Genomic DNA, 25,522 nt, shown 5'->3' on the forward strand with positions numbered 1-25,522 from the left:
CTTAACCGTTATTTTGCTTCTCTTTAATTTCAGCAAGCGTTTTACAGTCAATACACAAGGTTGCAGTTGGACGTGCCTCTAAACGACGCAAACCAATTTCGATACCACAAGTTTCGCAGAAACCGTAGTCATCATTTTTGATGGCTTCGATTGACTGCTCGATTTTGCGGATCAGTTTACGTTCACGGTCACGGGTACGTAGTTCAATCGCAAATTCTTCTTCTTGTGTTGCACGGTCATTTACATCTGGAAGTGCCGTATTTTCGTCCTGCATAGTATTGAGCGTACGGTCAACTTCAGACATCAGCTCAGCTTTCCAAGCCAGCAGAATCTGGCGGAAGTGTTCAAGCTGACCTTCAGACATGTATTCTTCATTTTTTTTAGGTTGATAAGGTTCGATACCAAATAAGCTAGCAGTAGAACCACCTTCAGTCGTTTTTGGCTTAGATTTGCGCACACGTTTTGTAGCTTTTTCCTCTACCACATCAGTTTGTTCATCTAAGACTTGATTTTGGTTGTCATTCGCCATTTAGGGCATTCCTCATCATATGCATATGTAACTATGCAAAAAATATGGTGATATGCAAATTTTTATCCACCCTGAAGAAGGATTATCCTCCTATGGGGGTCGTCATCATATAGACTTTTTATGCGTTTTGATAGTCTTTGATGGCGGGATTGTAGATATCACGTTTCCATTAAGAGCAATAAAGTAAAGCAAAAAAAACAAATTGAAAAGTTAATAACCTGAAATTTCAGTATTAATTTTAGGTTGTTTTAAAACCACTCTTTGAATGTAGGTTTCGTACTCCCCATTGTCTTTTAATTGTAATACGCGATAGCCGGGCTGGGCCTGATCTAAAGCAAAGTTTTCACTCAATGGCTTGAACTGCACACTGGTCGATGGCGTCGACAAATAGCGCACATCTTGCCATTCATTTTCAGAATCCTGATGCACATGTCCAAACAGCACCATTTTGACATTGCTGTGTCGGGCAATCACATCCTTCAATGCTTCTGAATTCTTCAGCCGATGCTGGTCAATCCAGTGCGACTGCATCGCAAAAGGATGATGATGACACGCTACGATCACATGCTGACTGGAATGTTCAAGCAATAACTGTTCCAGTTGTTCTAGCTGTTGCTGTTCCACCCAGCCATCGACCCGGCCTTTTACCGCGCTGTTCAGCAGAATTAGAGTCCAGGAGCCGAAGTGAATGGCATGCGCTTCATTCCTATCGTTATAGAAAGGGAAAATGGCCAGATTGTCATCATGATTGCCCGGAATCTGATAATGCGGCACATTCCAGTTCTGCATAAATTGCAGATAACGTTGATAGGTAGATTCTGCCGCAACTTGTGCCAGATCTCCGGTATGTACCACAGCATCAATTTGCGGAAAACGCTGCTGAATATCCTGTACCACATCTAAAAAGCTTTGCTCCGGATTCATATGAGCAAACTCAAGCTCAGGCTGATCCATCAGATGCGTGTCGGAAATCTGGATCAGGGTCCAGCCTTTTTTAGATGCAGGAGTAGAGGTCTGTGTCATCTGATCTACTCCTTTGGATATGCGGTTGAGATGTGTTGTTGTAACCACTGTAGCGCCATAATCACTGGCGCATTTTTGAGGCGGTTATTTCGGAACAGTTTTGGAAGGTGGGCATAATCAAAAATATGCAGCTGGATATTTTCACCTTCATCCGGCATGCCATGTACGCCACCATGTTCAGGTAATTCTGCCTGAGCGACATAAAGGTGGAACATTTCCGAACAGGCACCTGCTGAAGGGTAGAAACTATAGAGATGTTGCAGCTCCTGAATCTCACAACCGGATTCTTCCAGTGCTTCACGTCGGATACAGTGTTCTGGGGATTCATCCCCATCTAAAACCCCGGCAATGATTTCCAGTTGCCATGGTGAATCGGAGTCATCCAAGGCACCAATACGGAACTGTTCAATCAGAGCAAATTTTTGTTGTTGGTCATTGTAAATAAGCACCCCAGCCGCAGGACGACGTGCAATCAGTTCACGCTGGATTGGAGGAATATATTCATTACTCTCAAAAAGGCGATGTCTCAGTTGTACCTTTTCGACTTTTACGAATCCTTGATACAGATATTCGCGCTGTTGCAGGTCGACATCGTTATAGTTATAGGACGCTTGCTGAATAATCTTCATAAGGCAGAAAAGGATGAAAACATTTGTTTCATCCTATCTGAGTTTTTGCCAAAAACAACTGATTTTCAGTGGGAATTAGACTTTATGATATAAATTTCGACCACTTTCAATGAAGCTGGTTTTCATGCTTTCCAGACCTGCTTCAACCTCTGGATCGGCCTCTGCAACTTGTTCAGCATTTTTCTGATTATTCGCATAATCCCGCACATTTTGAGTGATCTTCATCGAACAGAATTTTGGACCACACATCGAACAGAAGTGTGCTGACTTATGTGCCTCTTTCGGCATAGTCTCATCATGCATGCTGCGCGCAGTATCCGGGTCCAGACTCAGGTTAAACTGATCTTCCCAACGGAACTCAAAACGGGCTTTAGATAGGGCATTGTCACGTGCCTGTGCGCCTGGATGACCTTTGGCTAAATCTGCGGCATGCGCGGCAATCTTGTAAGTGATGATGCCGTCTTTGACATCCTTCTTATTTGGCAGACCTAAGTGTTCTTTCGGCGTTACATAACACAGCATCGCCGTGCCATACCAGCCAATCATCGCTGCACCAATTGCAGAAGTAATATGATCATAACCTGGTGCGATATCAGTCGTTAAAGGTCCTAATGTATAGAACGGCGCTTCTTTACAGACTTCTAGTTGCAGATCCATATTTTCTTTAACCATGTGCATCGGTACATGGCCCGGGCCTTCAATCATCACTTGTACATCATGTTCCCAGGCACGATGTGTCAGTTCACCCAGCGTACGCAGCTCGGAGAATTGTGCCTCATCGTTAGCATCTTGAATACAACCCGGACGTAAGCCATCACCCAGACTGAAAGACACATCATAGGCTTTCATGATTTCGCAGATTTCATCGAAGTGGGTGTACAGGAAGTTTTCCTGATGATGCGCCAAGCACCACTGCGCCATGATTGAGCCACCACGCGACACGATACCAGTCAGACGATTCGCTGTGAGAGGTACATAACGTAGAAGTACACCAGCATGAATGGTGAAGTAATCCACGCCCTGTTCCGCTTGTTCAATCAGGGTATCTTTAAAGATTTCCCAGGTTAGGTCTTCAGCAACGCCATTCACTTTTTCTAGCGCTTGGTAAATCGGTACGGTACCAATTGGCACAGGCGAATTCCGGATAATCCACTCACGGGTTTCATGGATATTCTGGCCAGTCGACAGATCCATAATGGTGTCAGCACCCCAGCGGGTCGCCCAGGTCATTTTGGAAACTTCTTCTTCGATGGATGAACCCAGCGCCGAGTTACCAATATTGGCATTAATCTTCACCAGGAAATTACGACCGATAATCATCGGTTCACATTCTGGGTGGTTAATATTGGCTGGAATAATGGCGCGACCCGCTGCGACTTCCTGACGCACAAATTCAGGGGTAATTTCGGTCAGGTTTTTGGCACCGAAGTTTTGCCCGGTATGCTGGCGCATATCGACACCTTCACGCTGACGTAGGTTTTCACGAATCGCAATGTATTCCATTTCTGGCGTGATAATGCCTTGCTTGGCATAGTGCATCTGGCTGACATTGTGACCGTGTTTGGCACGACGAGGTTTTTGGATATGGGCAAAGCGGATATTAGCGGTACGGATATCACGTAAACGCTGACGACCAAATTCAGAACTTAGATCTTCCAGTACTTCGCTATCGCCACGCTGTTCAATCCAGCTTTCGCGTACATTTGGCAGACCTTTATTCAGGTCAATAGTGATTTCAGGGTCGGTATAGGCACCAGAGGTGTCATAAACCATTAAAGGCAGATTTTTTTCGCCGCCTAAGCCAGTCGGGGTATCCGTGAGGGATATTTCACGCATTGGCACCTGAATATCAGGGCGCGAACCTTGAATATAGACTTTGCGCGAAGCCGGTAAAATACGGGTGAGGTCTCGGGCTTCTTGCTCGTGATGAGCATCGGGAGAAGTAGAGCTGGAGAGATTCGTTAATTGGTTCATGGCAATGATCCTTAGAATGACATCAACGAATCAAGCACGACCAAAAACATGGGCGGATCTATCTTATAGATAGAAAAAGGGCTTTAAGTTTTTAGAGGCTTGATTCCTACGCAGGTCTTAACCTGATCAGGTTCAACGGTACTCACCATCAAATTGCACTCTAAAAGGCTATTTTGGTGATCTCAGCGAGTGATTACTCGCGCTCCGTCAAGCTAAGGCGATCATATAATAGTTGGGTGATAAAAAGTAGACGTAAACCGCGACTTTCCAGCGAAAATATGTAGCAAATATTTTAAGGTGATACTGCTGCTATAAGCAGACAGCATCCCTGAAGCAGTCTTTTTTATAATCTTTGGCTGGTATCTGAATTTCGGCGTAATGTGCAATCTGTTCCCAAGCCGAACGATTCTGAAATTCACCACCAAGGGCTTGGCTGCGCTGCTCTTCATTCATATCTAGAAATTGCAGGAAGCGTTGCGCCTTGGAGGAGATACTACCTTCATTTCCTTTAGATAGACTAATAATGGTTTCCAGGTGACTGTGATCTATCGCATAACGATCCCGATAGTCTTGGGAAATTGGGGCGCTCTGCATGCCATGAAACAGGAAGTAGGTATATTGTTGCAACAGATGCTCAGCATCCTTCTGGTAAGGACTTTGTGGGAAACGCTTAAGATAATCTTCCCAGTCCAGAATACGCGCAGCAATTTCAGCAGGCTCAATCATCAAGCGTTGTTGAGTAAATACAGGTTCAAGATTCTGCTGAGACAAGGTTTCAATAAAGGCACGTTCCGCTGCCGGAAAGTAGGGTGCAAAGATCCGGGCTAAATATTCAGGACTACGGCGATAAGTCAGTTGCTGATCGCCTTGCTCAACCACTTCGACATAAGCTTGTCCCTTATGTTTAAGCAGATACTGGTCACGAGCAGTCAGTTCAACAAAATGGCTTTGCTGAATAGTCGGATGTTGCGCCATTTCCAGTGCATATTGTTCGAAAGCATGTTGCTGGGCTGGGGTTCTTTCGACTTTTAGAAAGCGGGCATACATAGCATTGGCATGGCGCATCAGACTCTTTTGCTGTTTATGATCTAACAGTGGCAGACAGACCTTAAGGTTCTGATTGATTTGCTCAAGGGCAAAAGTCGTACGCTGATCATCAATTTCAGCCATTTGCTTCTCGATGTTCTGGCACATCATGCTGAAGTCTTGAGTCGAGGAGTTTTTCTTGGCACTAGTTTCAGCAGGCTCAATTTTGACCTGCGGCTCTTTAGGCTGCTGACAGGCAAGCGTCAGCAACAGCAGCAGGGCAAGACAGCTGGCAACTAGAATTGAGGAAAAACGTGTAGACACTATGATTCGATGCTCTGATATAAATAATGAATAACAGCCGGGAATGGGCTTATTGTATACATCTCGCGCCAACAGACTGTTTAGTATTGTGAAGCTGTTTGTTAAGCTGTTGTCATCGATTCAAAAATGTGAATCAATATGGGATAAATTCACTCATCTGAATTAAAAAAATTAATAAAAATCATACGTAAGTTTAGGAATATACAAGTAATATTTGTATCACTTTAAGATTCAAGCATTTGGCTATATTTTGTTATATATACAGATATAGCATTTAAGGATTCACATTATAAATGAAGATAAAATTCATCCTTAGTGCCAGCCTGTTGTGTTCGAGTTCTGCTGTATGGGCATTGGACTTGGTTGAGGCCTATGAACGTGCCAAACAGAATGATCCAAACTGGCAGGCCAATGTGCTGCAATATGAAGCCGATCAGCTGAATCTTGGAATTGCCAGCGGGAACCTGCTTCCAACCGTGAGCCTGTCTGGAAATGTCACTCGTAAAAACCAGTCGACTGATAATTCCGGGACACAAGGTTTGCCTGCTGAATTTGGGGAATTGCAGGGTTCGAGTACCACAACTCGTCAGATTGCTTTGACTGCTCGCCAACCTTTATTCCGCTGGGATGCTTGGCAGGGCTACAAGCAGGTTCAGACTTCAGTCCAGCTGAGTGAAGTTAATCTGCGCTTGCAAAAGCAACAGCATATCCTGCAGGTGGCAGAAGCTTATTTTAATGTGCTGCGTCAGCAATCTCTGACTGGTGCCTATTTGCAGGAAGAACAAGCACTGGCGGAACAGCTGCGCATGATGAATGCCAAACTCAAAGAAGGTTTAGTCGCGCGTAGTGATGTGAGCGAAGCCAATGCCCAGTATCAGAGTGCACAAGCGAATCGCATTGCCACACAAGTTCAATTGGTGTTGGCACAGGAACAGCTGGCGCAGTTAATTGGACCTTATCAGGATAATCTGGCAGTGCTACGCAATGATTTCCAGTTCCAGAAGCCTTTACCTGCCAATATCCAGTCCTGGACTGAGCTGGCACAAGGTCAGAATCTGGAAATTTTACAAGCTCGCTTACAGAAACGTTATTCTGAAGATGCTAAACGTGTTGAAGAAGCAGCGCGCTATCCACAAGTTGAAGCAGTGGCGACTTATGGTTATCTAAAACAGACACCGGAAACGGTTCTATCCTCCAATGGCGACTTTGATCAGGTCGGAGTAGAGATGAACTGGAACCTGTATAGCGGTGGACGTACCAGCAAGAATATTCAAAAGGCAGGGGTACTGGTAAAGCGTAGTGATGCCCAGCTGGATGCTGCCGTCCGTAAAGCCAATACGGATGTAAAGCAGTCTTACCTACAGGTAGAAACGGATGAGGCCAAACTGAATGCGCGTAAGGCGGCCATGGAATCCGCAGAAATTGTCTCTCAAGCCTCCCGGGCACAATATCAGGAAGGGCTTAAAGCTATGGTCGATGTGCTACTGGCACAGCGCAATGCCTTTTCTGCTAAAACTGACTACCTGAATGCAAAATATGATTATTTGATTCATGTGCTGCAATTGCAGGCTTCCGTAGGACAGCTCAATGAACAGCAGCTGGCAGAAATGAATGCTTGGTTGGTGGAGTATAGTCATAACTAAATTTGAAGTTTAATGGTTGATTAAAAAGCCTGCTTTTAGCAGGCTTTTATTTTTCCAAATTAAGATAAAATTAACGTGGATCTTTTTGTATTTTCTATAAAAGTAGATTTATAAGGCTGGGAAGGAAAAGCTTTTAAAGTCATAAAAATGATAACTGAGTCACAAATAATTATAATTTATTATCAAAAATCATACAAAAATATATATAATTGTTTAAATAGCAGACAATCTCCAATCCAAGAGTACAATGACTTTGATTTTTAATGGCGATGTTTTTAGTCGTTAATTTATAAGAAAAAGCTCATTAATTTTCTTCTTTTGTTTAAATTTATTGAAGATTGCCAGCCAAGTTTTTAGTAAATCATGACATTTTGAAGAGTAAATTTATGCTTATTGACGAAAGTAAAGGGGAAGCTTCTCGAATTTACTTCTCTGTACAGTTTAAGTTCGTCGCAGCTTTCATCGGCGCCTTTTTTTGGATGGTATTTTCAATATGGATCGCCCAAGACTGGATGCATGACCTGAGTGCTTATGTTGGTAAATTTTGGGCATTGTTTCTGATTTATGGGATCGCGATTATCCCGGGATTCATGAACTCATTTGCAGCCTTAAGCTTGATGATGGATCGGAGACCCCAGCGGGAACCTTTAGCTTCTTATCCCGGGATTAGCATGCTGGTTGCTGCTTATAATGAGGCAGCTTCAATTGAAGATACGCTGGTGAGTATTGGCCTGCAAAAGTACCCAGGCCCGCTACAAGTGATCGTCATCAATGATGGCTCTCAAGACAGTACCGCTGACATCGTCCGAAATGCCCAAGAAAAATATTCATGGTTAACCTTGCTGGATTTAAAGAAAAATGCAGGTAAAGCCAATGCGTTGAATCAAGGTTTGAAGCTGGCGAAACATGATTTGATTATTACCGTGGATGCGGATTCTTATTTACACCGTGTGGCTTTAACCAATATTGTTGAACGTTATAAGGCGGATCCACCGAATACCCGTGCTGTGGCCGGTAAAATTCTGGTGCGTAATTCTCGCGAGAACTTGCTAACCAAAATTCAGGAATGGGACTATTTTCTCGGTATTGCTGCCACCAAGCGTATGCAATCCTTATATCAGGGAACCCTAGTCGCTCAAGGTGCATTCTCGATTTATGACCGCCATGCCTTAATTGAAGTGGGTGGATGGCCTGAGTGTGTGGGTGAAGATATTGTCTTGACCTGGGCCTTATTAAAAGCAGGTTATCGAGTTGGACATTGTGAAGATGCCTGCCTGTTTACCAATGCCCCGACCACATTAAAAGTTTTTATAAAACAGCGTCAGCGCTGGGCACGCGGCATGATTGAAGCTTTTATTAAGCATCCTACAATTTTGATCAAACCAAGGTTATCGACATTTTTTATCCACTGGAACCTGTTTTTCCCTTGGCTGGATATTGCCTTTACCTTCGGCTTTATTCCAGGGGTTATCTTGGCATGTTTTGGGCATTACTGGATTGTCGGCATCATGACGTTGGTATTATTACCAATGGCATTTTTACTCGGGCTCCTAAATTACAGCATTGAACGTAGCATGTTTAATGATCTGGAGCTGAAAGTACGTAAAAACTTTGGTGGCTTTTTATTTTATGTACTGGCTTATAGTTTTGTATTGCAGCCCGCAAGTATCCTGGGTTATCTGGATGAAGTATTGAGAACACGAAAAACATGGGGAACAAAATAACATGACAAGACATCAAATCAGTTTATCTATTTTTGTTCCTTTGCTTATATCGATCACAAGTCCAAGTTGGGCAAATGATTCTACAGCTGAACAAGAGCAAAATGAGCATGCTGCCGGTACGGAGTTCTTTTTCAGTGAAGATAGTGAAGATTTTCAGACTGGTAAATTATCCGCAGAATTTCTCCCAAAATATGACGATGCGGATCATTATTTAGGTCTGCGTGCGAGTACTTATCGTTATAAAGCAAATGATTGGCATGCAGATGGGCAAAAGGTCGCTTTTATCGGACGTAAAATTGATACCGCCACAGCCAATGGTTGGGCGATGGAAGCAGGTGTCTTTCAGCAAAATGATCATACATTACTCACTTTTGATGGAAGTTACCGCACGCCTATTGCTGAAAAAACGGCACTAGAAGTTTTTGCGAATCGGGACTGGGTAGAAACCCGGTCTGCTTTAGAAAATGGCACTCATTTTACCTTTGCTGGTTTGGCTGTAGATCAGGGCTTAGGTGAGCATGTGACTGTCGTTGGTGTGGCGGGTTCACAGTTTTTTTCCGATGATAACCGACGTGATCATGGCCGCTTGAAACTGATTTATCAGCCTTCACTGGATTTAGGTCTGACCCTTCAGGCTCGTTACCGCATGTACCATAGTACTGAGGAAGATGTCGGTCGACAGTATTTCAATCCGGAAGATTATCAAGAATCCATGCTCGCTGTGGGGTGGCGCCAACGCTTTTCAGGCTGGACAGCCGGCCTGACAGCCGGGGTGGGGCGTGAAAAAATTAATGATATATCGAGTCAAGCGACTCGATTGTTTGAACTTAACCTGCAAAGTCCCGTTCGTGGCTCGCAATTTTTACGTATGAACGCTGGCTATAATCGTAGTGCGTCCTACTATGGACCAGATTATGACTACAGCTATGTTCGTGGTGAGTGGATAATGCAGTTTTAGAATTTGTACAAGTACAGATAATAAAGCGGTCTTAAAGACCGCTTTATTTTTGCAAATTCTTGATGCGAAAAATTAGCAGAACCTGCTAACTATGCGTTTCTTCCTCCGCATCATCCTCAAAAGTCTTGGCAATCTTTTCAATATTCAGACTTTTCGCCATCGCATCAAAGATTTCCTTATACACGCCGTCCTGATGATAAAGTTCATCATGCTCGCCATGCTCCGCAATAGCACCTTCTTTCATTACATAGGTGTAATCCGCATCAATAATCTGTGAAAGACTATGCGAGATAATAATCACAGTACGACCTTGCTTGATTTGATCCAGACTCTGCTTAATCTGCTCAGCCGCAATCGCATCCAGACTTGCAGTCGGTTCATCCAGGAAGATAATAGGTGGATTTTTTAAGAACATGCGAGCTAGGGCAATACGCTGTTGCTGCCCGCCGGAAAGTTGCAAGGCATCAGAATCATAACCTTGCGGTAACTGTAGAATCTGTTCATGAATCGAAGCCTTTTTCGCGGCTTCGATGACATCTTCCATACTCGCATTAGTCTTGCCATAACGGATATTGTCAAAAATTGTGCCTTGGAAAATATGATTTTTCTGTAGGACCAAGCCAATATGATCACGTAAATATTGAGTGTCATAATCCTGCAGATCAATTCCATCTAAGGTAATCTTGCCTTGCTGTGGTTCATAAAATTTATCCAGCAAGCTGATCAATGTCGATTTACCTGCGCCTGATAAACCGACTAGCGCCGTAATCTTATTCGGGCGGATTTCCATATTGATATCTTTCAGCGCATGATGTCCATTCGGATAATAGAATTCAACATGGCTGAGCTGGAATTTACCCTGAACTGGTGGTTTCTGCTGTCCACTAGATTCAATTTCATGATCGGCTTCCAGAATATTAAAGAAGCTTTCGGAATAGATCATGGCATCATTTACTTCATCGTAAATCCGATGCAGGGAGCGGATTGGTGCCGAAACATTATTAAACAGCAGTACGTGATACATGATCATGCCAATACTCATCTGCCCAGCCAGCACGAAATAAGCGGTTAGGATAATAATCAACACAATCCCTATCTGTTCAATAAAAGTTTTTAAACCATCAAACAGAAAGCTGGTCTGACGGGTTTTCATCTGGTTGTCGGTCAGTTCTCGTTGCAGACCAAGCTGCTTTTCAGATTCAATTGATTCTCGGTTAAAGGATTTAATCACTGTAATTGAGTTGATGATCCCTAAAATTCCTTGGCTTTTTTTCTCGCGGCCATCACGCAGATTTCTGCGCCAGCCACCCAGTTTTTGCGCCTGTTTATAAGTGAGCCAGAAATAGATTGGTACAATCGCCGTAGCGACCATGCCCACATAAACGTTGGCATAGTACATCAGGCCTAAAGCCACGATCGCGCTGGTAAACAGCGGAAGGATATCAATAAAGAAGATCTGTACCAGACGCGTTAGCGAGCCAATTCCCCGGTCAATACGGGTCTGAAGTTTGCCGGCCTGGTTATTGTCCTGATTGAAAAAGGCCAGGCGATAAGTCAGGAACTTTTCAATAATGCCTTGCGCCAAATCTTGAGACACAAAAATCCGCAGCTTTTCTCCATAAAACTTTTGTCCGAATTGCACGAAGGCATTAATCACTTCTTTTGCTAGTAAGATTGCTGAAATGGTGATCAAGATGTGCCAGCCTTCATCTAAACCTTCGCCGGCTTCAAGCAGTTTATTGATACTGTCGACCGCATATTGCAAAGTGATCGCATTGACCTGCGCGGTAAAGGAGCCGATCAGAGTCAGTACCAGGGTTGCAATCACCAAAAGCCGATAAGGACGGACAAAGGGACGCAGCTTGTGAAACAGTTGCCAAAGATCCATGCAGCATTATTTTTATTGTGAAAGTTAAAACAAGTGTATGCCCCTAGAAGTATGTTCACAAGAAGCTGATTTGTATTGATTTGTGCAATTTTAGTTGTATGCAGATATTGAAGCTGACAGGATAAAAGCTCTAGAGAGAATGAAGCTGCCATGACACTGGATTTATTTTCACCCCAGTCCCAAGCCAATCTATTGCCTTTTGATGGGGTGGTAGAAGACCATGGTTTGATTCTGACAGCGGAGCAAAGTCAGAAATATCTGGACTATTTTTTGCAGCATCTGGCCTGGGAACAGGATGAGGTGTTTCTATTTGGTAAGCACTATGTGACTGCCCGGAAAATTGCTTGGTATGGTGATGCGAATTATCAATACCATTATTCGGGTAGTCTGAAGAAAGCCCATATCTGGCAGCCAGCACTATTGAGATTGAAGCAGCATATCGAGCAACAAGTAGGTCATCCTTTTAATTCCTGTCTGGCGAACCTGTATGAACATGGTCAGCAGGGCATGGGTTGGCATAGTGATAATGAAACCAGCTTGATTTCAAAACAGCATGAAACAGTCATTGCTTCATTGAGTTTTGGTGCCACCCGCAAGATGCGTTTCAAGCATAATCAAACTGGAAATCTGGTAGAGCTGCTTCTGCAAAGTGGGCAACTGATTGTGATGCGTGGGCAAACCCAGCAGTTTTGGAAGCACCAAATTACTAAAACCACGAAAGTCATCACGCCACGGATCAATCTGACTTTTCGCTATTTTTATCCTGAAAATTAAAAATATATTGATAGCAGGATTTATGCGTATTCATTTGAGATTTTATATGTAGCTACCCCAATAAAAAAGCATCCATCTGGATGCCTTCTATTTTAAGGATTGACGCCGACCGGATGTCGATACCAGCTTTCAATAAACAAGGCAGCAGCAATACTGTCAGCAGCCAAATTCTTAGCTCTACCTTGAGTCTGATAACTCTCTAATTCATCGCGAGCTTCACGCGTGGTCAGGCGTTCATCCACCATCAAAGTTTCAATATTGGTTTGATGGCGTAAGCGGCGGGCAAATTTACGTGCACGCGTAGAAAGTTCAGATTCCGTATCATCCATATTCAGCGGCAGACCGACTAAAAATAAGGTCGGTTGATATTGCTTGACGATTTTCAGTAATACATCCCAGTTTGGGATTCCATCTTTCATTGGGAAGAGAGCAAGAGGATTGGCACTTTCAATCAGGGATTGTCCAACCGCCATGCCCATTTTTTGTGTACCAAAGTCAAACGCCATAATCATCTGTGGCGCATTTACATCAGGCATGTCCAATCTCAGAAGACAACCAGTTTCGGTCTACGCCCATTTTTTTATAGGCAGCGTCCCAACGGTCGTCATAAGGTAAATTAAAAATTAAATCCATATCAGATTCACAGATCAGCCAGTCACCTTTGGCAATTTCTTTTTCCAACTGGCCTTTACCCCAGCTGGCATAGCCAAGTGCAATCTGGTAGCGTCCGACACCTTCGTTATGTGCGATGGCATCGAGAATATCCTTGGAGGTGGTGATGCAGACATTTTCACCCACGGCAATGGATGAATGCCAGGTCGGTTGACCAGTATGCAGTACAAAGCCAGCTTCCGGTCGCAATGGGCCACCCTGCAACACTTCATGAGGATTGACATTATCTGCTTCAATTTCAAGATCATTCAATAGTTCTTTGATCTGAATTCCTGCAGGTCGATTGATAATGATGCCTTGCGCTCCATCTTCGTCATGTCGTGCGAGATAAATGACCGTGTTGGCAAAAAAATCGTCACGCATTTCTGGTGGAGCAATCAGACAACGATGTGTCAGATATTGTTTGTTCACCGAAAAGCTTCTCCTTAAAATCAATTTCTTGGCAAAGAAATCGTGTGATCTTCATCTTTAAGTTACTAGAGCTTTGCCAATTCACCAACAGTTTTTTGTGAGCATTGTAATATTTTTAAACATGCTGAAATTTGAGCTGACGTAACTGACGTGCGTGTTGCAGAGTTGTCTCATTAATTTCCACACCACCAGTCATTCGTGCAAGTTCTTGAATCCGTTCATCTTCTTCTAGATCGAGAATCATACTGCTGGCTGGGTCAGTTTGCTGCTTCTTCACCAGTAAATGTTGATCTGACTGCGCTGCAACTTGCGCCTGATGGGTGATACACAGAATTTGTACATGCTGCGCTAGATCCGCTAACAGGCGCCCCACAATTTCAGCTGTACCACCACTGATGCCGACATCAATCTCGTCAAAGACCAGAACTTCAGCTTCGGTCTTCTCAGCATTCATTACCTGCATCACCAAGGCGATACGTGACAATTCACCACCGGATGCTACACGTGCCAGCGGTTGTGCTGGAATACCTTTATTGGCAGTAAACAGCAACTGGATAAAGCTTAAACCTTCACTGTTCGGTTCATCGAGTGGTTCAAATTTAAATTCAAAATAGGCTTCTGGCAGCGCCAGCTGTTTCACCTGTTCAGTCAGCTGTTTCGCTAATGGAGCAGCCGCTTCACGACGGATTTCATCTAGATGTTGGGCTTTAGCCAAGAACTCTTGATAAGACAGTTCAACTTGTTCAGCCAGTGTTTCCGGATCTTCAAGCTGATGTAGTTGTTCCAGTTCAGCTAGCCAAGCTTCATATTCTTCTTTTAGTAATTCCGGCTGAGTGCGGTATTTGCGTGCCAGACGATGGAATACTTCAAGTTGGGAATTCAGCTCTTCCATACGTTCTGGATCGAAACTTTGACGATCTATAAAATGACGCAGGTTGGCTGTAGCATCTTCAATTTCACTCTGTGCATTTAGCAAAGAAGTATAAATTTCAGATAATTGTTCACTACGACCTACATGCGATTCCACACGGCGTAAAATGGATGATAATTCCTGATTAATATTTTGTTCTGCTTCATCCAGGCCATTCAAACTATAGACACAGTCCTGCATAATCGCTTCATGATGAGAGAGGCGATCAAATTCCTGTTCAATTTCCTGATAATCGACCTGTACGACATCTTCAAGTTCTTCAAGCTGTAGTTCCAGTGTTTCCATTCGCTGTTTACGGGTGGCTTGAGCATCAAGTGCAGCCTGATGCTGACGGATATTTTTATGCCAAGTACTATATGCATCACGGACGGCTTGGGCAGGCTCATAGAAATTATAATAACGATCCAGCCAATGCTTTGGATACGGTGGTTCTAGGAGTTGCTGCTGGCTGTGCTGGCTATACAGTTGTACCAATAGACGGCCAATTTCTTTGAGTTCAGACAAGCTACTTGGGCGACCATTAATCCAGGCCTTACTGCGGCCCGTAGCAAAAATCACACGACGTAAATGAATTTCACCAGACTCATCATCCAGTTCATGTTCTTTTAGCCAGAGTGCTTCAGGACTATTGTCCTGATAGCTAAAGGTTGCTGTCACATCAGCCTTTTCTGAACCATAGCGCACATAGTTGGTATCGGTGCGTTCACCCAAACAGGCGGAGAGGGCATCTAGCAATAAAGACTTACCAGCGCCGGTCTCGCCGGTGAGCACGTTAAAACCTTGATGAATATCAATGGCCAGGTGGTCAGCTAAGGCAAAGTTGATCAGAGTTAAATGTGTCAGCATACACGCATCCAAGCTGCGAAAAGTTTGATTGATATCAAGTAGGATCTGAAATGGATCAGATCATGTATGTCATTATAAATCAGGATGAAACCTCTTGATTCTATCTTATATTGTAGTCAATGATACAAGCAGATTTTGTAGTATTGTCAGTATGCGCGACTAAAGCAGGTTAATCTTCCTTCAGAAGTTATGAGTCAATACATTTCTATGATTTCTGTTTAATTTGATTTTGAGTCTTAGAATTTCTTATCACGCTCTAAATCACTTTATTTTATATATTTATAACTTAGATATTTGTGCAAAATATACACAGAAAATTTTAAGCTGAGGTAGGCAAACTTCGATTGATTAGTTGGGAATGCACATTTAAACTACAGCCATTCAATATTATAAAACCCGTGCTCTGGAGATAAACGGATGTCAGCTCAGTTTGACCAAGTTTCAGTACTTAAGAAATCAAATGTATATTTTGGCGGTCTGTGCATCAGCCATGTGGTGCAGTTTGAAGATGGTACTAAAAAAACATTAGGGGTAATTTTACCCACTGAAACTCCACTAACATTTGAAACACATGTGCCTGAGCGTATGGAAATTATCTCTGGCGAATGTCGTGTACAAATTGCGGATAATGAAGAAAGTGAACTGTTCCGTGCCGGTCAGTCTTTCTATGTGCCAGGCAATAGCCGTTTTAAAATCGAAACTGATGATGTATTAGATTACGTTTGTCATTTTGAAGGCTAACTTTAGGATCTCATATCCTTAACCGAACTGAAGCTGATCAGGAAATTTTCTGCCGAATCGGTTAAACTTAAATTTATACAGAAATCCTGTGAAGCTGGCTTTGCAGGATTTTTCTTTTGCAGCATATTTCCCAAATTAATTTAGAGGTCGTTCATGGCTAAACCTGAGTATTTTTATGGCGTACATTCAGTTGAGTCATTACTGGAGATTGAGCCTGAACGCGTCCTGACGCTGTTTACTCTGAAAGGCCGTGATGATCAACGCTTGAAGCGTGTATTAGAGCTTGCTGAACCGTTTGGGATTAGTGTGCAACAAGCCAGTCGTGACAAGCTGGAAAAGCTGGCAGGTTTGCCGTTTCACCAAGGTGTTGTAGCTGCTGTACGTCCGCATCCAACTTTAAATGAAAAAGATTTAGAAGAGCTTTTAAAGCAAGATCCGCAAGCACTTTTATTGGCACTTGATCAGGTCACAGATCCACATAACCTGGGTGCCTGTATTCGTACCGCAGCTGCGATGGGTGTAGTGGCTGTGATTGTGCCACGTGATCGTTCTGCAAGCTTGACACCGACAGCGCGTAAAGTAGCCGCTGGTGGGGCTGAAAAAGTTAAATTTATTCAGGTGACCAATCTGGCACGTACTTTAGGGCAGATCAAAGAAGATTTTAATGTCCGGGTAGTAGGTACGATGCTGGATGAAAAGGCATTGCCGATTCAGCAGTTCGATTTTACCGGTACCAGTGTGTGTGTAGTAATGGGTGCTGAAGATACCGGATTACGTCCAATTACCCAAAGCCAGTGCGATCAAACGGTTTATATTCCAATGGCAGGCAACTTGCAAAGTCTCAATGTGAGTGTGGCGACAGGTATGGCTTTATATGAAGCTTGCCGTCAGCGTAATGCTTAATTCCTGATGAGATTATCCACGCGCGCGCAGGGTTATTTTTTCCTTTTAACCACCATGTGTATCTGGGGTGGTTTTACTTTAACCGCCCGACTGAATGCAATCTGGCAGATTAGTGCCTGGGATATCGTCGCACTACGATTTTCTCTGGCTTTTCTGATCCTGATGCCGATTTTACTCTATCGTAAAGAGGCTTCTTTTTTACTGAGAAAAGAATCTTTTATCTTGGCCATGATCGGTGGAGTGGTGTATTGCCTGTTTGCTTACAGCGCATTTCATTATGCACCAACTGCCCATGCCGCCATTTTTTTAAATGGCTGTATACCACTGTGTACTGCGGTAATGGCTTACTTTTTGATGAATCAAGCCTTTGATAAACATACCTGGATCAGTCTGATCATCATGATTGTGGTGCTATGTCTGATGAGTGTGCTGATGTATCAGGAAACGGGCGTGGCCTTTGGGGTAGGGGATATCCTGTTTTTTATCAGTGCGATTTTATGGGGAGTATTTACGGTCTTATTACGTAAATATCAACTGTCTGCCTGGCAAGCCATGTGTGGTGTTGCGATCTGGTCGGCTGTGGTTTATGTGCCGCTTTATCTGCTATTTTTACCTAAAAATCTTAGCGTACCTGAGCCACAACATTTACTGTTTCAAACACTCTTCCATGGCGTATTTGTGGTCATCATTGCGACCTTAACTTATGTAGAAGCGATTAAGCGGCTTGGTGCATTTAAGGCCGGAAGTATTACCAATTTAGCGCCTTTTATTGCTGCTATCTTGGCAGTGCCGCTGTTAAATGAAACGCTGAGTTTGGCGATGGTCTGTGGTTTGGTCGGGATGGCGATTGGTGCCTTGCAGCCATGGCGTTGGCTACAGCATCAGGACAGTTTGGCAATCAAACTAGAAGAACAAAAAAAGCAGTCTTAAAGACTGCTTTTTTTATTGGTTTAGGGCCCTTTGTAAATATTGCTCATGCAGTGGTTGAAGTTGGGCATATAAATGCTGCAGATGACCATCATTTAATACAATATCATCAGCCAGTTGTTGTTTTCGCTCACGTGGCATTTGCGCTGCAATGATGCGATGAATCTGTTCAATATTTTGACCATCACGCTGTGAAGCACGTTGGACCTGTAATTCAATGGAAGCATCGATCAGCAAAGTATGATCAGTGAGTTCATGTTGATTGGTTTCAAATAGCAGCGGAGAAACCAGAATTACATAAGGGCTTTGAGCATCCTGTAGCTGATGAATAATTGAATTTCGGATTGCGGGATGAGTAATACTTTCCAATGTTTTACGGGCATCATTAGATTGGAAAATATGTTCTCTTAAAGCACGACGATTTAAGCTTCCATCTTCCTGCAGCACCCAGTTACCAAAGGCGTGCTGAATTTGTAGTAGCGCGGGCTGACCGACTTCGACAATTTCCCGCGCGACGATATCAGCATCAACGACTACAATACCTTGTTGTTCAAACCATTGACTGGCAGCAGACTTACCACTACCAATCCCACCAGTCAGACCTAATACAAATTTCAATTTATTGACCCAAATAAACTTTCATAATCTGTTCGCCCCATAAGAAAGCGATCCAGCCTGCAATGGCAATATAAGGACCGAAAGCAAAAGGCTGATTTTCTTTACGTACTTTCAGCAGGATAATACCGATGATGGCTCCAACGAGTGAGGAAAGCAACACGATTAGAGGGAGCATTAAGGGTCCCATCCAAGCACCTAAAGCAGCCAGCAACTTAAAGTCGCCATAGCCCATGCCTTCTTTACCTGTAATAATTTTAAACAGGTAATACACGATCCATAAGCACAAGAAGCCAATGATATAGCCCCAAATTGCAGACGTTGGTGAGGTATAAATTGCATAGCTATTTATTCCCAAACCTAAGGCTGCCAGAGGCAGGGTATAGCGGTCTGGCAATAACTGGGTGTCGAAGTCAATAAAGGTCAGTGCAATAAGGATATAAGTAAGTACCAGACCAAACAGCATTTGAATGGTTGGACCAAATACAGCTAAGACAGTCAATGCACAAACGGCTGTTAGAGCTTCAATAAATGGATAACGGGCACTGATCAGATTTTGGCAAGAACCACATTTTCCACGTAAAGCTAGCCAGCTGATCAACGGAATATTCTGATACCAGCGAATCGGTGTCTGACATTTTGGGCAGGTTGACGCAGGCTTACTTAAGGTGAGTTTGCTTTCCTCAATGATCGGTTGATCAGGATATAAAAATAACTGGCAATCAGTACGCCATTCCTGTTCCATCATTTTAGGGGTGCGGTAGATCACTACATTCAGGAAACTACCGATGCAGAGACTAAAAAGCCCGACTGCAATATAGAGTGCAGTCGGGGTTTGGATTAAATAATTAATGATTTCACTAAACAAAATAATAAGCCTTCTAATTATCCAACCACTGAACCCATCTGGAAGATTGGTAGGTACATCGCAATCACAAGACCACCTACTAGAACACCAAGAATAGCCATAATCAATGGTTCCATCATGGAAGTCAGACCATCAACAGCATTATCAACTTCATTTTCATAATGGGTCGCGACTTTATCCAGCATGGCATCAAGTGCACCAGATTCTTCACCAATAGACACCATTTGCACAGCCATAGATGGAAATTTGTTGGTGACACGCATGGCAAATTGAAGCTGTTGACCAGTAGCAACATCTTCACGGATTTTCATCACTGCTTCTTCATAGACCACGTTATTGGTTGCACCGGCAGTAGATTCCAGTGCATCAATTAAAGGTACACCGGCTGCAAAGGTTGTTGCGAGCGTACGGCTGTAACGGGCGATAATCGCTTTATAGACTAAGTCACCAAAGATAGGAGCTTTCAGTGCAGCTTTATCGAGTAGGTCACGGAATTTTTTACTGCGTTTTTTTGCTTCCAGAAAAGCTGTAATAGCAATACCTATAAAGATAATTAATAGGAACCAGTACTGCTGGAACCAGTTAGACATATTTACAACCATCTGAGTAAAAGCAGGTAGATCAGCGCCAAAGCCTTGGAAAAGTTCTTGGAATACTGGGACTACTTTTACCATCAAAATGATCGTAACGATGGCTGCCACTACAAGGACAGTTGCTGGATATTTCATGGCTTTTTTAATTTTCTGCTTTAACAGCTCACTTTTTTCTTTATAGATCGCGACACGATCCAGCATGGTTTCTAAAGCACCGGATTGCTCACCCGATTCAACCAAAGAACAAAATAGCTTATCGAAGTACTGAGGGTATTTACGCAGCGCCCCAGCAAAGGTATTTCCGCCCTCAACCTCACCTTTAATGCCGAGTACAACTTCTCGCATAGATGGATTTTCAAGACCTTCTGCGACGATTTCAAAGCCTTGCACTAAGGGTACGCCGGCTTTCATCATGGTTGCGAGTTGACGGGTGAAAATAGTGATATCCAGTGTGGTCACTTTTTTCTTCATCAGACCTTCAAGAATATTCTTCTTTTTCTCTCGAATACTCTTGATGCTGATGCCCTGTTTACGCAACGTGACCTTAGCCAAGGCGAGGTTACGTGCAGGCATTTCCCCTTTAATTTTTACACCTTTACGGTCTACCCCTTCATAGGTGAAGGTCGGCATCATTTGACCTTTTTTCACTGAAGCCATGCGTTTATCCTTATTTTATATCAGCACGATCATTCGCTGGTAACACGATTGACTTCCTGAAGAGAAGTCACCCCCTGCATTACCTTTAATAACCCTGACCGGCGTAAATTGTTAAAACCTGCGCGTGCGGAAGCTTCGGCAATTTCAATGGCATTGCCATCTTCCATAATAATACGTGAAATCTCCGGTGTCACTTTCATGACTTCATAAATACCGACTCGACCTTTATAACCTTCCCGGCATTCATTACATCCGGCAGGTTCAAAAATCTTAAATTCCGGGTCCTGTAAATCCTGTTCAGTAAAACCCATTTCCAGCAGGCTCTGACGTGGAATATCTGCTGGTTTTTTGCAGTGAGGACAGAGGCGACGAGCCAGACGCTGGGCAATCACCAGATTGACCGAGGTGGCAATATTAAAAGACGGCACACCCATATTCCGTAAACGGGTCAGTGTTTCAGGTGCGCTGTTGGTATGCAGCGTTGACATCACCATGTGTCCTGTTTGTGCCGCCTTAATCGCAATCTCTGCTGTTTCCAGGTCACGGATCTCGCCGACCATGACAATGTCCGGATCCTGACGCAGGAAAGATTTCAATGCGGCAGAGAAGGTGAGACCTACTTTATTGTTGACGTTGACCTGGTTAATTCCTTGCAGGTTAATTTCGACTGGATCTTCAGCCGTAGAAATATTGGTATCTTCACGATTCAAGATATTTAAACCAGTATATAAAGACACGGTTTTACCAGAACCTGTTGGACCAGTAATCAATAGCATGCCTTGGGGCTTATCCAGCGCTTCCATAAACAATGCTTTTTGATCGGGTTCATAGCCAAGCGCATCAATACCTAGCATGGCACTGGATGGATCCAGAATACGCAGTACTAACTTTTCACCGAATAGGGTCGGTAGCGAGTTGACACGGAAATCAATCGCTTTATTTTTAGAAAGCTTTAACTTAATACGTCCATCTTGTGGAATACGTTTCTCCGAAATATCCATCTGGGACATAACCTTAAGACGGGATGCCAGACGCGTTGCCAGTTGTAAAGGCGGCGTAGCGATTTGACGAAGTACGCCATCGACACGATAACGCACGCGGTACATTTTTTCATAAGGCTCAAAGTGCAAGTCCGATGCACCCATACGAATCGCATCAATCAGTAATTTATTAATATATTTAACGATTGGAGCTTCATCAGCTTTAGTGTCATCCTCATTGTCTTGAGTTGGATCAGCTGTATCTACATCGACATCTAGATCAAAATCATCATCAAATTCAAAGGTACTTTCTTCAGTAAAATTCTGTTCAATCAGTTTTTCGAGTTTGTTGTGTTCAACAATAATGGTTTCAATGTTGAGTTTAGTTGCAAAGCGGACCGCATCAACTGCTTCTATATTGGTTGGATTACTAGTCGCGATAAATAGGATATTGGCATTTTTAAAGATCGGCAGTACGCGATGTTTGGTAATGATCTTTTCATCAAAATCTTCACGTACGATCAAGGCAGGATCATAGGCACTGATATCAAATAGTGGCTCACCGAATTCAAGAGAAATGGTTTCTGCAATTTTAGTTGGAGAGAGGCGCTGATGTTCAATTAGATAAGGAACAATATCGACTTTATCTTTTTTTGCGCTAGTTAAAGCACCCTGCATATCTTCTGCAGATATCACCCCTTCATCGACCAATCGACGAATAAACCCCGTAAATCTTGGAGATCCCTGAATTGCTGTCATGCTCTAATATGCCCGTGAATCAAAATTGTTTTAATTGCTTTATCAAAATTATACGTTGCTAACGTAAAATTACCATAGCGTAAAATGCTGCCTTCTTCCCATTAATATTCAAAATACTGAATTAATCGCAAGAAGTTATCCCCATATTATTAAGTGATAACAAAAAATGAGCAGTTTGAACAGACCTTGTACTGAAAATGCCGCAAGAAAACTCCTCTTCAAATTTTCCAATTCCGTGTAGAATGTGCCCAATTAAAGATAGGTATTCAGAATAGGTTGTTTATGTCGTTGTCGACGATTACCCCATGGGTAGTGGGTAACTGGAAGATGAACCCGCTTCAGGCAGATGCGCAGACATTGCTTCGTGGGGTGAAAGATTTGCTTGAATCTACACCAATTTCAGCAGAAAAGTGTCATTTAGGCGTAGCACCGGTAGCGATTGCACTGACTCAGGTTCAGACTGAACTGGCTTCTGCCGTTCGTCCGGTTTATACCGTTGCTCAGGATGTATCTCGTATTGCAGGCATGGGCGCATATACCGGTGAAGTAAGTGCTGAACTATTGGCAGACAGCGGTATTGGCTATGTCTTAGTTGGACATTCTGAACGCCGTGAGATCTTTGCTGAGTCACGTGAGATTCTGAATGCCAAAATCAGAAATGCTTTAAATGCTGGTTTGACTGTGATTTATTGCGTCGGTGAAAGTCTGGAACAGCGTGAAGCCGGGCAGGCGGAAGCTGTGGTATTACAGCAGATCTGTGATATCGCGACTGTGGTCGAAGCAGAGCAATGGAAAAATATTGTGATTGCCTATGAGCCGATCTGGGCGATTGGTACTGGCAAGACCGCTTCTCCAGAAGATGCACAAGCCATGCATGCCCAGATTCGTCAGGGCTTAAAACAAATTACCGGTTATGGTGAAACGACTGCAATTCTGTATGGTGGTAGTGTTAAACCGGAAAATGCAGTAGAGTTAGCAGCCTGCCCCGATATCAATGGGGCACTGGTGGGTGGTGCATCACTCAATGCTGAGTCATTCCATAAAATTGCTCAGGCATTTGCAAATACACAATAATTAGGAGTTCAGCATGCAAACTTTTGTGCTGGTAGTACATATTATCTTAGCGGTACTGATGATTGTCTTGATTTTAGTTCAGCATGGTAAGGGTGCGGATGCTGGTGCATCTTTCGGTGGTGGCGGTGCTGCGACCGTTTTTGGTGCTTCAGGCTCAGGTAATTTCCTGACTCGTTTGACGGCAGTGTTTACGGCATTATTCTTTATTACCAGCTTGACTTTAGCGGTATTTGCCAAAAAACAAACCACAGATGCCTACAGTTTGAATAGCGTTCAAACGACGCAAACTGCACCAGCTCAATCGAATGAAACTTCACCAACTGCACCAAAAACTGGTGAATAATTTCGCTAAAGGCTTTCTTTTTGCGCATGATGAGAATAGAATGCCTGCAGCTGCGGTGGTGGTGGAATTGGTAGACACGCTACCTTGAGGTGGTAGTGCTTTCGGGCGTGGGGGTTCAAGTCCCCCCTTCCGCACCAACTTATAATCCAGAAATTTAAGTTGGTGTATGCAGCTAAAAAAACTTCTGTTGTTGCGGGATGGAGCAGTCTGGTAGCTCGTCGGGCTCATAACCCGAAGGTCGTTGGTTCAAATCCAGCTCCCGCTACCAATCAATCCTTTTAAAAGACGCAAACTTTCAAGAGGCAACTTAAACCAGTGTTAAGTTGAGAAGAGTTATTTGCATGTTGTTGCGGGATGGAGCAGTCTGGTAGCTCGTCGGGCTCATAACCCGAAGGTCGTTGGTTCAAATCCAGCTCCCGCTACCACTTTTAAGTGTGTAAGTTCGTGATTTGATGTGTTGTTGCTCGTCGGGCTCAACTCTTCATAAAGTCTCGAAGATCGTTGGTTAAATCCAACGCGCACCACCAATCCTTTGAAGATGCAAACTTTAAAGGCAGTTCTTTGAACTGAGAGTTTTTTGTACGCTGATGCGGGATGGAGCAGTCTGGTAGCTCGTCGGGCTCATAACCCGAAGGTCGTTGGTTCAAATCCAGCTCCCGCTACCACTTTTTGGAAAGTGTAGTTTCGTTATTTTAATCAGTTGCAAGCTCGTCGGGCTCAACTCTTTATAAAATCTCGAAGATCGTTGGAACAAAATCCAGTGAACGCTACCAATTTTTCAGCGACAAAAGACCAACATATCGTTAGCGATAGTTTTGATTGAAAACTTATCGTCTTTTGTATATAATTTTTGCACGTTGATGCGGGATGGAGCAGTCTGGTAGCTCGTCGGGCTCATAACCCGAAGGTCGTTGGTTCAAATCCAGCTCCCGCTACCAAGTTTCTTAAAAGAGGCTCACAACTATGGTGGGCCTTTTTGCACAGTGGGATTTGAAAAAATCCGAAATTGTGCATTAATTGGGGCGATTTACGCCCTTTTTTATTGGCTATCGTGTAGTGTCGACAAAATTTGGTCAAGTCTCCATGTTTCACTACTACTATAGTTTGTATTGGTTTGTAGTGGTCAAATAGATCATAAAATCGCACCAGATGACGAGAGTAAATGAAGCTATCAAATAAAACTCAAGCACTTCAGGACTTGATTGCACCTGCAGTTGAAGCCTGTGATGTAGATCTTTGGGGAATCGAATTTGTTCCTCAGGGTAAACGTTCTCTATTACGTATTTATATCGACAAGCCTGTCGATGAAACTGCTGAACCTGTTCTGAATGAAGACGGTGAAGTAGAGCAGGGCCGTGGGATTGGTGTACAAGACTGCGTGCGCGTAACCCAACAAGTGGGCGCGATGCTGGATGTACATGATCCGATTTCAGGTGAATATGCACTTGAAGTGTCGTCTCCGGGCTGGGACCGTCCATTCTTCCAGCTTCAGCAAATGGCAGATTATATCGGTCAGACCGTTGCGTTACGTCTGATTAGTGCGGTGGACAACCGTCGTAAATTCCAGGCAAAACTGGTTGCAGTCGACCTTGAAAATGAAATCATTCAGGTAGAAGTAGAAAAGCAGCAGGTTCTGGAAATCGACAGTCACAATATCGATAAAGCAAATTTGATCTATCAAGATTAACTAAATCAATAAGAATCTGAACG

The 25,522-nt window shown here is 43.4% G+C and carries 23 protein-coding genes, 5 tRNA genes and 1 riboswitch; of the genes, 15 read left to right on the forward strand and 13 right to left on the reverse strand.

All coding sequences use genetic code 11. The features are described 5' to 3' along the window. Position 1 precedes the first annotated feature (1 nt). The 5 genes from dksA to BS636_RS06650 form a co-directional block, all read right to left on the reverse strand. Entirely contained in the window at positions 2-529 is a 528-nt protein-coding gene (gene dksA, locus BS636_RS06630; protein WP_099338071.1) for an RNA polymerase-binding protein DksA, read from the reverse strand. A gap of 210 nt (positions 530-739) precedes the next feature. Continuing rightward, positions 740-1,552 carry a 3',5'-cyclic-AMP phosphodiesterase gene (gene cpdA, locus BS636_RS06635; protein ID WP_099338072.1) on the reverse strand — a complete coding sequence of 271 codons (813 nt, stop codon included), beginning with the start codon at positions 1,550-1,552 and terminating at the stop codon, positions 740-742. A gap of 5 nt (positions 1,553-1,557) precedes the next feature. Further along, complete coding sequence (locus tag BS636_RS06640; protein WP_099338073.1) at positions 1,558-2,181, reverse strand: NUDIX domain-containing protein; 624 nt, start codon at positions 2,179-2,181, stop codon at positions 1,558-1,560. Positions 2,182-2,256: 75 nt separating this feature from the next. Continuing rightward, positions 2,257-4,155 (reverse strand): phosphomethylpyrimidine synthase ThiC, encoded by a 1,899-nt coding sequence (thiC, locus tag BS636_RS06645; protein ID WP_099338074.1) that lies wholly within the window; start codon positions 4,153-4,155, stop codon positions 2,257-2,259. 86 nt (positions 4,156-4,241) lie between these two features. After that, positions 4,242-4,372: riboswitch (TPP riboswitch) on the reverse strand. 92 nt (positions 4,373-4,464) lie between these two features. Then, positions 4,465-5,505: a hypothetical protein gene (locus BS636_RS06650; protein WP_099338075.1), complete on the reverse strand. Its 1,041-nt coding sequence runs from the start codon at positions 5,503-5,505 to the stop codon at positions 4,465-4,467. A gap of 293 nt (positions 5,506-5,798) precedes the next feature. On the opposite strand from BS636_RS06650, the gene BS636_RS06655 reads away from it, so the two are divergent. The 3 genes from BS636_RS06655 (at position 5,799) to BS636_RS06665 (ending at position 9,830) form a co-directional block, all read left to right on the forward strand. Continuing rightward, the gene (locus BS636_RS06655; RefSeq protein ID WP_099338076.1) at positions 5,799-7,148 is read left to right on the forward strand and encodes a TolC family outer membrane protein; all 1,350 of its coding nucleotides are present in this window, start codon (positions 5,799-5,801) and stop codon (positions 7,146-7,148) included. 386 nt (positions 7,149-7,534) lie between these two features. Then, a complete protein-coding gene (locus tag BS636_RS06660; protein WP_228206937.1) occupies positions 7,535-8,872 on the forward strand; it encodes a glycosyltransferase in 1,338 nt (445 codons plus the stop codon). A 1-nt stretch (position 8,873) separates the two neighbouring features. After that, a complete protein-coding gene (locus tag BS636_RS06665) occupies positions 8,874-9,830 on the forward strand; it encodes a hypothetical protein (protein ID WP_099338077.1) in 957 nt (318 codons plus the stop codon). Positions 9,831-9,915: 85 nt separating this feature from the next. Here BS636_RS06665 and BS636_RS06670 read toward each other — a convergent pair whose 3' ends face one another. Continuing rightward, on the reverse strand, positions 9,916-11,718 hold the full coding sequence (locus BS636_RS06670) for an ABC transporter ATP-binding protein (protein ID WP_099338078.1): 1,803 nt from the start codon (positions 11,716-11,718) through the stop codon (positions 9,916-9,918). A gap of 150 nt (positions 11,719-11,868) precedes the next feature. On the opposite strand from BS636_RS06670, the gene BS636_RS06675 reads away from it, so the two are divergent. Beyond that, positions 11,869-12,492: an alpha-ketoglutarate-dependent dioxygenase AlkB family protein gene (locus BS636_RS06675; RefSeq protein WP_099338079.1), complete on the forward strand. Its 624-nt coding sequence runs from the start codon at positions 11,869-11,871 to the stop codon at positions 12,490-12,492. Positions 12,493-12,584: 92 nt separating this feature from the next. On the opposite strand, the gene ruvX is transcribed toward BS636_RS06675, so the two are convergent. From ruvX to recN, 3 genes are all read right to left on the reverse strand, one after another. Further along, positions 12,585-13,028, reverse strand: a complete 444-nt coding sequence (gene ruvX, locus BS636_RS06680; RefSeq protein ID WP_099338080.1) for a Holliday junction resolvase RuvX — start codon at positions 13,026-13,028, stop codon at positions 12,585-12,587. Next, positions 13,021-13,575: a YqgE/AlgH family protein gene (locus tag BS636_RS06685; protein WP_099338081.1), complete on the reverse strand. Its 555-nt coding sequence runs from the start codon at positions 13,573-13,575 to the stop codon at positions 13,021-13,023. The genes ruvX and BS636_RS06685 overlap by 8 nt, the downstream gene beginning before the upstream one ends. Before the next feature lie 115 nt (positions 13,576-13,690). After that, entirely contained in the window at positions 13,691-15,352 is a 1,662-nt protein-coding gene (gene recN / locus BS636_RS06690; RefSeq protein WP_099338082.1) for a DNA repair protein RecN, read from the reverse strand. Between the two features lie 417 nt (positions 15,353-15,769). On the opposite strand from recN, the gene BS636_RS06695 reads away from it, so the two are divergent. The 3 genes from BS636_RS06695 (at position 15,770) to BS636_RS06705 (ending at position 17,926) form a co-directional block, all read left to right on the forward strand. Then, the gene (locus BS636_RS06695; protein ID WP_099338083.1) at positions 15,770-16,093 is read left to right on the forward strand and encodes a pyrimidine/purine nucleoside phosphorylase; all 324 of its coding nucleotides are present in this window, start codon (positions 15,770-15,772) and stop codon (positions 16,091-16,093) included. A 153-nt stretch (positions 16,094-16,246) separates the two neighbouring features. Beyond that, complete coding sequence (rlmB, locus tag BS636_RS06700; RefSeq protein ID WP_099338084.1) at positions 16,247-16,996, forward strand: 23S rRNA (guanosine(2251)-2'-O)-methyltransferase RlmB; 750 nt, start codon at positions 16,247-16,249, stop codon at positions 16,994-16,996. A 6-nt stretch (positions 16,997-17,002) separates the two neighbouring features. Continuing rightward, entirely contained in the window at positions 17,003-17,926 is a 924-nt protein-coding gene (locus BS636_RS06705) for a DMT family transporter (protein WP_099338085.1), read from the forward strand. A 12-nt stretch (positions 17,927-17,938) separates the two neighbouring features. Here the strand turns inward: BS636_RS06705 and coaE are convergent, their stop codons facing one another. The 4 genes from coaE to pilB are packed head-to-tail and all read right to left on the reverse strand — an operon-like array spanning position 17,939 to position 22,395. Then, the gene (gene coaE, locus BS636_RS06710; RefSeq protein WP_099338086.1) at positions 17,939-18,541 is read right to left on the reverse strand and encodes a dephospho-CoA kinase; all 603 of its coding nucleotides are present in this window, start codon (positions 18,539-18,541) and stop codon (positions 17,939-17,941) included. Between the two features lies 1 nt (position 18,542). Then, positions 18,543-19,406 carry a prepilin peptidase gene (locus tag BS636_RS16555; RefSeq protein WP_099338087.1) on the reverse strand — a complete coding sequence of 288 codons (864 nt, stop codon included), beginning with the start codon at positions 19,404-19,406 and terminating at the stop codon, positions 18,543-18,545. 17 nt (positions 19,407-19,423) lie between these two features. Further along, positions 19,424-20,656: a type II secretion system F family protein gene (locus BS636_RS06720; RefSeq protein WP_099338088.1), complete on the reverse strand. Its 1,233-nt coding sequence runs from the start codon at positions 20,654-20,656 to the stop codon at positions 19,424-19,426. A gap of 29 nt (positions 20,657-20,685) precedes the next feature. Continuing rightward, entirely contained in the window at positions 20,686-22,395 is a 1,710-nt protein-coding gene (pilB, locus tag BS636_RS06725; protein ID WP_099338089.1) for a type IV-A pilus assembly ATPase PilB, read from the reverse strand. A 282-nt stretch (positions 22,396-22,677) separates the two neighbouring features. Here pilB and tpiA point away from each other — a divergent pair, with 282 nt between their 5' ends. The 8 genes from tpiA (at position 22,678) to rimP (ending at position 25,499) form a co-directional block, all read left to right on the forward strand. Further along, positions 22,678-23,469, forward strand: coding sequence for a triose-phosphate isomerase (gene tpiA, locus BS636_RS06730; protein WP_099338090.1), 792 nt, complete (start codon positions 22,678-22,680; stop codon positions 23,467-23,469). Positions 23,470-23,482: 13 nt separating this feature from the next. Further along, on the forward strand, positions 23,483-23,812 hold the full coding sequence (gene secG / locus BS636_RS06735) for a preprotein translocase subunit SecG (protein WP_099338091.1): 330 nt from the start codon (positions 23,483-23,485) through the stop codon (positions 23,810-23,812). A gap of 52 nt (positions 23,813-23,864) precedes the next feature. After that, positions 23,865-23,949, forward strand: a tRNA-Leu gene (locus tag BS636_RS06740). 54 nt (positions 23,950-24,003) lie between these two features. Continuing rightward, positions 24,004-24,080, forward strand: a tRNA-Met gene (locus tag BS636_RS06745). Positions 24,081-24,160: 80 nt separating this feature from the next. Next, positions 24,161-24,237: transfer RNA gene (locus BS636_RS06750), tRNA-Met, on the forward strand. Between the two features lie 163 nt (positions 24,238-24,400). Then, a tRNA-Met gene (locus tag BS636_RS06755) sits at positions 24,401-24,477 on the forward strand. Positions 24,478-24,673: 196 nt separating this feature from the next. Beyond that, positions 24,674-24,750 (forward strand) — tRNA-Met (locus tag BS636_RS06760). A 224-nt stretch (positions 24,751-24,974) separates the two neighbouring features. Beyond that, positions 24,975-25,499: a ribosome maturation factor RimP gene (gene rimP, locus BS636_RS06765; RefSeq protein WP_099338092.1), complete on the forward strand. Its 525-nt coding sequence runs from the start codon at positions 24,975-24,977 to the stop codon at positions 25,497-25,499. Positions 25,500-25,522: the final 23 nt, after the last annotated feature.

The organism is Acinetobacter sp. LoGeW2-3 (assembly GCF_002688565.1).
GTDB lineage: Bacteria > Pseudomonadota > Gammaproteobacteria > Pseudomonadales > Moraxellaceae > Acinetobacter.